At 68.8% G+C, this 10392-nt stretch carries 8 protein-coding genes and 1 pseudogene; 3 read left to right on the forward strand and 6 right to left on the reverse strand.

The window, feature by feature from the left end; genetic code table 11:
• The 6 genes and pseudogenes from BT364_RS38165 to BT364_RS38200 form a co-directional block, all read right to left on the reverse strand.
• Window positions 1-482, reverse strand: a 482-nt coding sequence (locus BT364_RS38165; protein WP_256260425.1) for a transposase domain-containing protein, incomplete at its 3' end; no start/stop codon positions are given.
• A 116-nt stretch (window positions 483-598) separates the two neighbouring features.
• Window positions 599-1408, reverse strand: a pseudogene (locus tag BT364_RS38170) (RNA repair domain-containing protein); the annotation flags it as partial.
• A 918-nt stretch (window positions 1409-2326) separates the two neighbouring features.
• Complete coding sequence (locus BT364_RS38185; RefSeq protein ID WP_072489728.1) at window positions 2327-3592, reverse strand: NAD(P)/FAD-dependent oxidoreductase; 1266 nt, start codon at window positions 3590-3592, stop codon at window positions 2327-2329.
• Complete coding sequence (locus BT364_RS38190) at window positions 3589-5025, reverse strand: NAD(P)/FAD-dependent oxidoreductase (protein WP_072489729.1); 1437 nt, start codon at window positions 5023-5025, stop codon at window positions 3589-3591. The genes BT364_RS38185 and BT364_RS38190 overlap by 4 nt, the downstream gene beginning before the upstream one ends.
• On the reverse strand, window positions 5022-6455 hold the full coding sequence (locus tag BT364_RS38195) for an FGGY family carbohydrate kinase (RefSeq protein WP_072489730.1): 1434 nt from the start codon (window positions 6453-6455) through the stop codon (window positions 5022-5024). The genes BT364_RS38190 and BT364_RS38195 overlap by 4 nt, the downstream gene beginning before the upstream one ends.
• Window positions 6452-7984 (reverse strand): APC family permease, encoded by a 1533-nt coding sequence (locus BT364_RS38200; RefSeq protein WP_072489731.1) that lies wholly within the window; start codon window positions 7982-7984, stop codon window positions 6452-6454. The genes BT364_RS38195 and BT364_RS38200 overlap by 4 nt, the downstream gene beginning before the upstream one ends.
• Window positions 7985-8383: 399 nt before the next feature.
• Between BT364_RS38200 and BT364_RS38205 the strand changes: the two genes are divergently transcribed.
• From BT364_RS38205 to BT364_RS38215, 3 genes are all read left to right on the forward strand, one after another.
• On the forward strand, window positions 8384-9145 hold the full coding sequence (locus BT364_RS38205; RefSeq protein ID WP_072489732.1) for a DeoR/GlpR family DNA-binding transcription regulator: 762 nt from the start codon (window positions 8384-8386) through the stop codon (window positions 9143-9145).
• A gap of 211 nt (window positions 9146-9356) precedes the next feature.
• Window positions 9357-9608 (forward strand): hypothetical protein, encoded by a 252-nt coding sequence (locus BT364_RS38210; RefSeq protein WP_072489733.1) that lies wholly within the window; start codon window positions 9357-9359, stop codon window positions 9606-9608.
• Entirely contained in the window at window positions 9605-10261 is a 657-nt protein-coding gene (locus BT364_RS38215; protein ID WP_072489734.1) for an HAD family hydrolase, read from the forward strand. The genes BT364_RS38210 and BT364_RS38215 overlap by 4 nt, the downstream gene beginning before the upstream one ends.
• The last annotated feature ends 131 nt before the right edge of the window (window positions 10262-10392 follow it).

The following is a 10392-nucleotide window of genomic DNA, read 5'->3' on the forward strand; positions in this document are numbered from 1 at the left end:
CCCTGGCCACGCCCCGTTCCCGGCCGTCCGAAGAAGGCGGCGTTGGCCTGCGTATCGGGAAGGTCGAAGGTCGTCCCGTCCACCGACACCAACCGCAGACCCCGAAACCACGCTCCCGTCGTCGCCGGGAGCGCCACGGGCCGACAGACCCTGGCGAACAGCGCCTTCATCGGTTCCGCCCCCAGCCGCAACCGGGCCCGTCCGATCGCCCCGCTGGTGGGCACCCGCCACGTCTTCGACCAGCGGCGTTCGCGTTCCAGGCCCTGGGTGAGGAGCCGTCCGACCTCCTCATACCCCTGCCCCGAGAACAGGCACATCGCCAGCACGAAATACATCACCACCCGAGCGGGAAGCAGACGCTGACGTTCCTCGGTGCGTCCGCACTCCGCCACCACCTCATCCACCAGCTCCGGCGGAAACGCACGCGTGAGCACTCCAAGGGCGATGCGATCCGAAAACCGATCGCCCTCAACTACCTTCAACTGTCCGGGCCTTGGCACACCAAATCAACGAGCCAGCACCATCAAAGTCACCGGTATTGGGCCTAGACGGGTGGTGGCGGCGGAGGGTTGCCCGGAAGGGCCGGATTCTCCGGGTGACGTACATCGCCGCTGCCGAGCAGGACGCGGGCCCGGACCCGCATCGGCTCGTCGCCGCGCCGGGAGAGCAGGACCAGCCCGTCGACCAGGGCCGTCATGGGGCCGAGGAGGGCCTCCGCCTTGCGGGCGAGGGGGTGCGGGTCCGGGGTACGGCCGAGGGACAGGTGCGGGGTGTAGCCGTGCGAGTGCGATCCGCAGAGCGGGAAGCGGAGCTCCAGGGACTCCCGCAGCCGCGCCCAGGGCTCGTGGTCGGCGGCGGCCGGGTCGAGCCAGACGGTGGCATCCTCGCGGTGCCCGAACCAGTGGACGCCCGCCAGGCGGGCGGTGAACGGCGGCGTCTCGGCGAGCGCCGCGGCGACCAGCGGCAGGGCCCGGGCGAACTCGGCCTCGGGGACGAATCCGAAGAGCACGTTGACGTGCGGCGGCCAGCGGCGGATCTGCCGGTCGTGTTCGCGGCGAATGTGCTGGATCGGCGGCCACAACTCCGCCGGCGGCAGCCAGGCGACGGCGGTGCGGTTCGTCGACGGGACGGCGAGGACGTCGCCGGGTGCCGGGGCCGGCACGGGACCGATGTGCCCGACGAGGGTCTCGTCGAGTCGGTCGATGCCGGAGGCGCGGTCCCAGACGACCTGGCCGTCCGCCTCGAAGAACACCACCCGGTGCCAGGGGATCTCCCCGCCCGGTACGAAGTCGCCGAGCAGGACCCGCTTCGTCGGGGCCCCGCGCTCGGCGATCCCCATCACGAACCGCTCGGCGTCGAAGCGCGGGTCCCAGAGCACCCGGTGGTAGATTTCGTCGCTGGTGTGCACGTCAGCACCTGCCCTCAACTATCAGGGTGACGCGCGCCCGGTCGGCCCTGCAATTCAGCGCCCGGCCCGCCCGCCTCGCTGCGGTGACGGCAGGAGAGCGAGAGACAGCGGCGGTTTTCGCTCCGGACTCCCACCTCGGACACCGAGGTGGCTCTGGTAGTCCCAGCCCGTCTCCTGGTCCAGGTACAAGAACCGGAACTCCAACGCGTCCCACATGTCGTCATGAAGATCCCAATAGGGGTACTCCGTCACCAGCTCTGGATGCACCACACAAGGACGTGGGACGTAGTTCTTCCACAGCTCAGCCGGGCATGGCGGAGTCTCCAACACCTTGCCGACCAAGCCCGCCTTTCGCCATTGGACGTGCGGAACGATCCAACGATGGCCGCTGTGCTTCCGTGGGCACCACAGAACTTGGAGTAGATCGCACCCTTCGGGAAACGGGACGGTGCCAGGAACGCTGGTGCGGTAGATCTGCACGACAGGCACCATCGGCGACCCCTCGCGCTCGGAGCACAATGGCCAGGCATCCTCGGCCGGCCACAGCAGCGGGCCTCCGACCGAGCTGTCTCGGCACGTTGGCTCACCCACACGTGGGTGAAGCCGCACGGTCTCTTTGCGGAGGGGCGCCACCTCGGGAAACAGCAGTGTCGTGCGGAGTTCGTGCCCGCACCACGATCCGCTCGCCCTCGTCGGCCACATCCTCGATGGCCAACGGGGACAACCCCGAAAACAGCGTCTGCACGAGCTCGTTGACATCCTTCACGCGAATGCCAACGACCCTCACGACTCTCCGTTACCACCGAAAGTGAGACAGGGCCCTTGATTAGACACTCCCCGCCCGGCCACCGAGTACGATCACGGCGAGTAGCGGCTGCCAGATCGCGGCACGTCCCCGCCCCTCGCCCCAACCCGCGCCTATTCGCGCGAGTTGTAAGTGGTGATGTGGACGGGACCCCCGGTGTAGGAGATCCCGTCGAGGACCGAGGACGGGATACGGAAGACCCGGCCCGGGGCCGCAGGCCAGGCGAGGGTCCGGCGGGCGACGATACGGCCGTCCTGGCGGACCGTCACCTTGGGGAAGCGGACGAACTCGTCCGTCCAGAGCAGGAGCCGGTCGCGGGCCGGAGCCGGATCGCCGGGGCGGAGGATCTGCGGTGCGATCCAGCGGAACGGGGCGTCGGCGATCAGACGGACCCCCTCGGCCGGCTCATGCCTTCCGTCCAGGTGGTTGATGACCTGCTGGGCGACGTGCTTACCGTCGAGGGCGGCCACGTCGGCGGTGTCAACGGGATGGAGCATGTTGCCGGCGGCGAAGACTCCGGGTCGGCTGGTCCGCAGCGCAGTGTCTGTGAGGGGGCCGAGGGTGCGTTCGTCGAGGGTGATACCCGCGGAGCGCACGAGTTCGTGGTCGGGGATCCAGTCGCCGCTGAAGACGACGGTGTCGCATTCGACGGTTCGGCGCTTGCCTGTGTCGAGGTTCTCGATCTCGACAGCCTCGCAGCGGCCCTTGCCCATGACCTGGGTGACACGGCTGCGGGTGGCGACCGGAACGCGGAGGATGGTGCGGCCGGCAGCGTTGAAGGCGCCGTAGGACTCTGCCTTCGGGTACTTGCTGATCATGAGCGCGGGGGTGCAGCCGGCTTCGCGGAGGGTCATGGCTGCGGACCAACTGACTAGTTCGCCACCGACGATGACGGCCCGCTTGCCGACGGGCTGATGGTGGAGGTGGACGAGGTTTTGAAGTTGTCCGGTGGTATAGACCCCGTGGGGGCGATCTCCAGGGATGCGGCGTGCGGTGCGGGGCCTTTCGCGGGCGCCGGTCGCCAGGACGATGGCCCGGGCACGAATCTGGTAGCGGCCCTCGGGGCTGGTGACGTCAACGGTGTGCTGATCGGACCAGTCGGTGACCATGGTGCTGGTGCGGATCTCCGCTCCGGACCGTGCGGCCCGGTCGGCCAAGTGGCGGGCGTAGGCGGGGCCGGTCATCACACGGCGTAGGTCTCGCAGGCCGTATCCGGTGTGGTCGCTGTGCCGGGGAATGCCGCCGGCCTGCTTCTCCCGGTCGACGACCAGGACCCGCCCGGCGCCGCGGTCGGCGATTTCGGCGGCTGCGGTGAGCCCTGCGGGGCCGCCTCCGATGATGAGGACATCGGGCTCGATGAGGGGCAGCTGGTGGGTCATCGGTTGTCCTTGTGCTGGCTGCAGCAGCCGTCGTTGGTCTGGTGCCGGGTGCGCAGGGCCGCGACGGCCGCGCCGCAGAAGAAGCCCTGGCAGCGGCCGTTCATGGCCCGGGTGCGTCTGCGCAGCCCTTCCAGACTGCGCGCGGGCACTGGGGCGTGGCAGGCGTCGCGGATCTCACCCTCGGTGACCCGTTCGCAGAAGCAGACGATGGTGCCGTAGGCGGTGTCCGCGGCAATCAGGTCGGCGTCCTGGTAGGGGCGTGTAGTGGCTTCGCCGATGTTCGGCATCCGGGGCGGAGCGGGCAGGTTGCTGCGGCTGCGGAGCCCGGCACCGGCTTCCGACAGGAGCCCGGCGACGTGCTCGGCGATGGCGATGCCCGCTGTCAGTCCGGTGGAGCGAATGCCGCCCACGAGGAGGTACCGCTGCTCGGGGGCGGCTTCGATGAGGTAGTCGTCGCGGTCGATCGCGGCGCGCAGTCCGGCGTAGCTGGCGGTGACCTCCTCGGTGAGCAGGCTCGGCATGAGCCGCGCGCCCTTGCTGAGGAGGAAGTCGTAGCCGTCCTCGGACGTGGAGGTGTCAGTGCGGTCGGTGAGGTCCTCGGCGGTGGGGCCGAGCATGACGTTGCCGTAGATCGTCGGGGAGATGAGCACTCCCTTGCCGCGGGAGGAGGGAACCGGCAGGACGATCTTGTCGGCCTTGGGCCGTGCCAGCTTGTCGAACACGAACAGCTCGCCGCGTCGGGGGGTAACCGTGAAGCGGTCATGGCCCAAGAGCCGGTCGATCGTGTCGGCGCCGAGGCCTGCCGCGTTGACGACCCAGCGGGCTCGCACGTCGCCCTGGGCGGTGTGCAAGGTCGTCGCGTCGTCGCGCACGTCGATGCCGGTCACGGCGTGTTCGAGCAGGATCGTCGTCCCGCGTTGCCTGGCGTCCGTGGCCAGGGCGAGGTTGGTGGTCCATGTGCAGATGATGGACTCGTCGGGAACCGTCAGGCCTCCGAGCACGCCTTCGCCCAGATCGGGCAGGACCTGGTACACCTCGTCCGCGTCCACGATGTGGCAGTGCTCGTACCCGTTGGCCTCGGCCTTTTCCTTCAGGCCAGGCAGGGCGTCGAGCTCTTCCTGGTTCCAGGCCACCAGCACGGCACCGGTGTGCTCGACGGGGATGCCGGTGGCCTTGGCGTAGTCGCTCAGCAGGTGGTAGCCGCGAGCCACGAGCCGGGACTCCAAGGTGCCCGGTTTCGCGTCGAAGCCTGTGTGCAGGATGGCGGTGTTTGCCTTGCTGGTTCCGTCTCCGACGTCGTCGCGGGCTTCGAGCAGCGCCACGGAGACGTCGTAGCCGGACAGTTCGCGTGCGATGGCCGAGCCGACAATGCCTCCTCCGATCACCACGATGTCGAAGACCTCGGGGTGAGGACGGTGGGGGGTGGGGGTCATGAGTGGTCTCCCTTGGTGGCACACGCCTCGGCGGCCTGTGCCCATGTGGTGCGGAACTCCTGGGCCCGGTCTTCGGACCAGCGGGGTTCGTAGACGGTCGCCGGCTGCCAGTCGCCGACGGCCTCTTCGAGGCTGATGGCGGGGTCGAGGGCGCAGCGGGCGAGCGCGGCAGCGCCGAGGGGTGTGGCGTGCGCGTTGGGGTAGATGTCGACGGGGAGCTGGGCGATGTCGGCCTGGGCCTGCATGAGGGCGGCGGAGTTGGTCAATCCGCCGTCGACGCGCAGCCGGTTCAGGGGCCGGCCGAGGTCTCGGCCGACAAGGGCCGTCAGCTCGGTGACCTGGGCGGCTATGCCCTGGAGCACGGCCAGGATGAGGTGCTCGCGGCGGGTGGCCAGCGTGATGCCGGTGAGGGAGGCCGTGGCCTCGGAAGCCCACCACGGAGCGGCGAGTCCTGCGAATGCCGGGACGCACATGACGCCGTCGCTGTCTTTCGCGACCAGCGCGTCGATTTCGGTGGCGGACTGAAGAAGACCGAGGTCCTGCAGCCAGCGCACGGCCGATGCCACGGTGTAGACCTGGCCGTCCACGCAATACAGGGTCTGCCCCGCGGCCTGCCAGGCCACCGACGTCGTTAGGCCCGCGCTGGAGCGCACGGGGTCCGATCCTGTGTTTGCCAGCAGGAACGCGCCCGTGCCATAGGTGCACTTGGCCGTGCCCTGCTCCAGGCATGCCTCGGCGACCAGAGCGGCCTGCTGGTCGACGATCAGGCCGGCCACGGGCATCTCCTGTCCGAAGGCGCGCGTGGTGCCGACCACCTCGTCGCTGCCGACGATGCGGGGCAGCCGCTCGTCGCCGAGGGAGAACAGATCAGCGAGACGCCCGTCCCACGCCGCACCGTCCAGGTCGAAGATCAGAGAACGACTGGCGGTGGAGGCGTCGGTGACGAACTCTCCTGTCAGGTGGTGCACGAGCCAGGTGTCGGTGGTGGTCACCACCCCGTCACGGGTGAGGTTGCGGCGCAGCCACGCCATCTTGGGCGCGGAGAAGTAGGGGTCGAGAACGAGACCGGTGCGCTGCGCGATGGCCTCGCGGTGCTCGGCCAACTCGGCACAAATGCTCCCCGCACGGCTGTCCTGCCAGACGATCGCCGGGGACAGCGGCGTTCCCGTGGCTTCGTCCCAGGCCAGGACGGTCTCTCCCTGGTTGGCCAGGGCCACGCCGTCAATGGGCCGGCCGGCCATGCTCACGGCCCGGCGGCCGGCGGTGAGGACGGAATCGAGCAGTTCGTGCGGATTCTGCTCGACACCCCCTCCGGGCAGGTAGGTGGGGCGGATGGTCTCCTCGGCTATGGCGACCGTTCCGTCCTCGGCGTCGACAACGATGGCTTTGGTGCCCGAGGTGCCCTGGTCGATGGCGAGGATCGTGGTCATCGCAGGGCCCCTTCCGTGTCGGCCGCGGAGGGTGCGGTGGCGTTGTCCAGGGCACGGTCGACGTCGGCCATGTCAGGCATGGTCAGGGCGGCGCGGCCGCGCCGGACGAGGAGCGCCGCCAGGTAGACGGCGCCGATCCCGCACAGCACCAGGACGTAGGCCCAGGGGCCGCGGAAGGAAGCGTCCCGGAAGATGAGCAGTTCGTACACCAGCCAGACCCCGGCCAGAAGCAGGACCGGGACCTCCCACCGCCCCAGGGAGAAGCCGCGCGACGGCGGCAGGGAGGAGCGCTTGGCCGCGTACATCGCGACCGTGCCGGCGTAGATGACGGCGGGCAGCAGGGTGGCGGCGGAGAACAGCTGGAACAGGGCGTCGGTGGAACGGGAGAAGACCGCGAGAACGATCTGCGCGATGAGCATCATGAACACCGTGGCGTTCAGCGGCGTCGCCGTCCGCGGGTGGATGCGCTTGAGCAGGCGCCATCCGGGGAAGCGCTCGTCCCTGGACATCGCGTAGACCAGGCGGGTTCCGCTGAGGGTGATCACCAGCCCGCAGGAGAAGATCGAGACCACGACGAGGACCAGGAGGCTCTTCCCCACCACGGACCCGAGCACGGCGGTGATCACGGTGGCCACCGGGGTGGCCGACTCGGCGGCGCCGTCGACCCGGCCGACGGCGGCGGTCACGGCGACCAGGAAGAGAAAGCCGAGAACGCCCAGGGAGAGGACGGCCTGGACCATCGCCTTGGGGATGACGCGGGCGGGGTTCTTGGTCTCCTCCGCCAGGTTTGCCGCGGACTCGAATCCGACGATGGTGAACGCGCCGAGCAGGAACGCCAGGGCGAAGGGGCCGGCGTGGGTTCCGCCGCCCAGACCGTAGTAGCCACTCTCCGGGATCGTCGCGGTGTCGAACAGGTGGGCGAAGTCGAGCTTGCCGGTGAAGTAGCCCACCGCGAACAGCAGCGCCGTCAGCGTGATCATGCCGATGAGCTGCGCCGTCACCGCCGCACTGTTGACCTTGTGCGTGATACGCGTGGACGCGGCGACCAGCAGGGCCTGCAGCAACACCACGCCGGCCGTGATCACCCAGGCGTTCTGTGTCGTGCCGACGTACTGGAACAGCTCAGGGAGAATCGTGGAGGCGATCGTGTAGTCCACTGCGACCACGACGACCCCGAGGAAGGCGAACGAGATCCAGCCCATGATCCAGCCCCACACGGGCCCGACGATCCGCGACACCCACTGGTAGGAGTAGCCGCTGATCGGGATGCGCGCCGCCAGCGCTCCGAAGACGAGGGCGACGCAGAGCTGGCCGATCACGGAGATCGGCCAGGCCCAGATGCCGCGCGGGCCCGAGGTGGCGAGCACCGAGCCGTAGGCCGTGAAGATCCCTGTCGCGATCGACACGAACCCGAACGCCACGGAGAACGAGGCGTACCAGCCCAGCTCCCGCGCCATCACCTGGTTCGCCCCGCCCTGCTGTCCCTCAGCCGTTCTTGGCGCCTGAGCACCTGCTTCTGATTTGGCCATGACCTCGTTCCCTGCTTCAGAGTGCCCCGCCGTCGCCGCGGAAGCCAGTGGGTGATCGAAGAACCGAATGCGGTCGGCATCAAGGCCCGCCTCGCAGGAATGCGCTGGAGCCTGTTCGTGGGGATGGCCGCGAGGACCCGCGGTCCGCGCCACCTCGACGCCGGTCGACAGCCCACTCGTGACCGTTTATGTGGACTATTGACTGCTGAGAGTGTGGCCCCCTGCCCGTTTGCCGTCAAGGGTTAGCACTCCCGACCTGGTGAACGATCGCTGATCCCTAGCAGAAGACGCTTTGAGCTGCGGGGATTTTGTGGCCGCTGGCGATGCGTTCCGCACGTCACATGAGCCCTAGAATGCAGTCAGGGTTCCACAAAAACAGTCAATCAGAGAGGGCCGGATGTGCTAGCAGCCGAGCGTCACCGCAGGATCGTCGCCGAGATCGCTCGGCTCGAGTTCATCACGACGGACGACCTGACCAGCCTGCTGAGCGTCTCCCACGAGACGATCCGCAGAGACCTCGCCCTCCTCGAGCGCCGCGGCGAGCTGGCGCGTGTCCACGGAGGGGCCACCGCCGTCCGGTCACCTGTCGGGGAGGAGGCCTCCTTCAACGAGCGCAGAGGCGCTTCCCTCGCCGAGAAGCAGGCCATCGGCCGAGCCGCAGCAGCCCTGATCGAACCCAACCAGACGGTCGTCATCGATGTCGGTACCACGGCCCTGGAGGTGGCCCGTGCTCTGCCCGCCGATCACGCCGGCGTCATCGCCACCCCTTCCCTGCTCGTGGCCGCCGAAGTCAGCTCCCGCCCGCAGGTCGAGGTCCTGGTCAGCGGCGGGCGGCTGCGCGGTGGCGACCTGGCCTGCTCCAATGCCCAGGCCGTCGAGTTCTTCGACAATCTGCGCGCGGACGCGGTCTTCCTGGGCTCCGGAGGCATCGCCTCCTACGGACTGACCGATTTCCACCTCGACGAAGTCGCGACGAAGCGCACCATGCTCGCCAACGCGTCCCACCGCTACGTGCTCGCCGATTCCAGCAAGTTCGGACGCACGGCCGCCCACCGCGTCTGCGAACTCGACGGCTTCGACACCCTCATCACCGACAGTCCTTGCCCGGACGGCCTGAGCGACGCCCTCGCCGCGGCGGGCGACAACATCGTCGTGGCCTGAACGCGATACAGCCAACCGCTCCCTTCGGCGCCGGCAGTCCCCCTCGCCTCCGGCGCGGCAGGGGTTCTGCCCCTCTGAAGAGCGTCGCGCGGAATCCGGCCGTTGCGCCACAGTCGTACAGACGGTCCATCGGCGCCCCCGCCTGGACCTCCCCTTGACTCCCACCGGCCACCGCATCCACAATCGCAGACCAAAACGGTCAACTTTCCATATGTTCGGGCAATCGGAGTGGCAGCGCATCATGGCAGGACCGAAACCGACGCGCCGCAACCGGCCTTCCGCAGCCAAAGGCGCCGACGCAGCAGCGCAGGCGCGCGAGATCTTCGGCCGTACCGACGTCGGCCTCGTCTCGGTGGGCGCTGTCCACGGCGAGAGCTCCGCTGTCACGATGGTCGTCGAGGTGAGCGCGCTCGCTGCCGTAGACCTTCTCGTCCAGATGAAAGCCGACGCCTTCCCACAGTGAACCCAGCCAACGAAATCACTTCGATCTTCGACCTCGACGGCGTCCTGACCAGTGAGGACACGATGTCCTCACTGGTCAGAGCTCGTCTGGCAGCCCGTCCCCTCCGGTTCGCCGCTGCAATCCCACCGTTCTTGCTCGCCTCGGCAGCACCGCCCGACGGCGCGCTGAAGCCCGCGATGAACCGGGCGATCGTGGCCTTGACGCTGCGCGGAATGACCCGCAGCCAGTACGAGGAACTGGCAGCCGTGACGGGCCGGGCCATGGCAGCCCGGACAGCGGTCAGACAAGCTGTGGCAAGGTGTCAATGCGCCCGCGGTCGTGGTCCGACCGTCGTGGCGACAGCCTCGGAGGAGAACCTCGCGCGTGCATTTCTGGACGGCGTCGGGTTGCACGGCATCCCTCTGGCCGCTTCCCGGCTCGACTTCACCCCACGGGGGCCCCGACTCATCGCCCACAACGTGGGCGAAGCAAAGATCGATGCCGTCCGGGCGCTGGGGTTCGCCCCGGAGGACGCACTCCTGTACACCGACTCGGCCAGCGACCTCCCGCTCGCCCGTATCGCCCGCCGGACCGTCACTGTCAACGCCGCCCGCCGCTCGATCGCGAAGCTCACCGACGCTTCCGCAGACATCCGCCACGAGCGCTGGCGCTGAGGCGACACAAGCTGTCCCAGGGCACTGTCACGTTGGCTGATCGGGTGAAATGATCTTCGGGTTGATCACGGTGGAGAGGGTTGTCCGTGGGCAATACGCCGCCGTTGTACAAGGGGCACCGGTACCCGGTG

Origin of the sequence: Streptomyces atratus, assembly GCF_900119365.1 — a bacterium.
Classification (GTDB): domain Bacteria; phylum Actinomycetota; class Actinomycetes; order Streptomycetales; family Streptomycetaceae; genus Streptomyces; species Streptomyces atratus_B.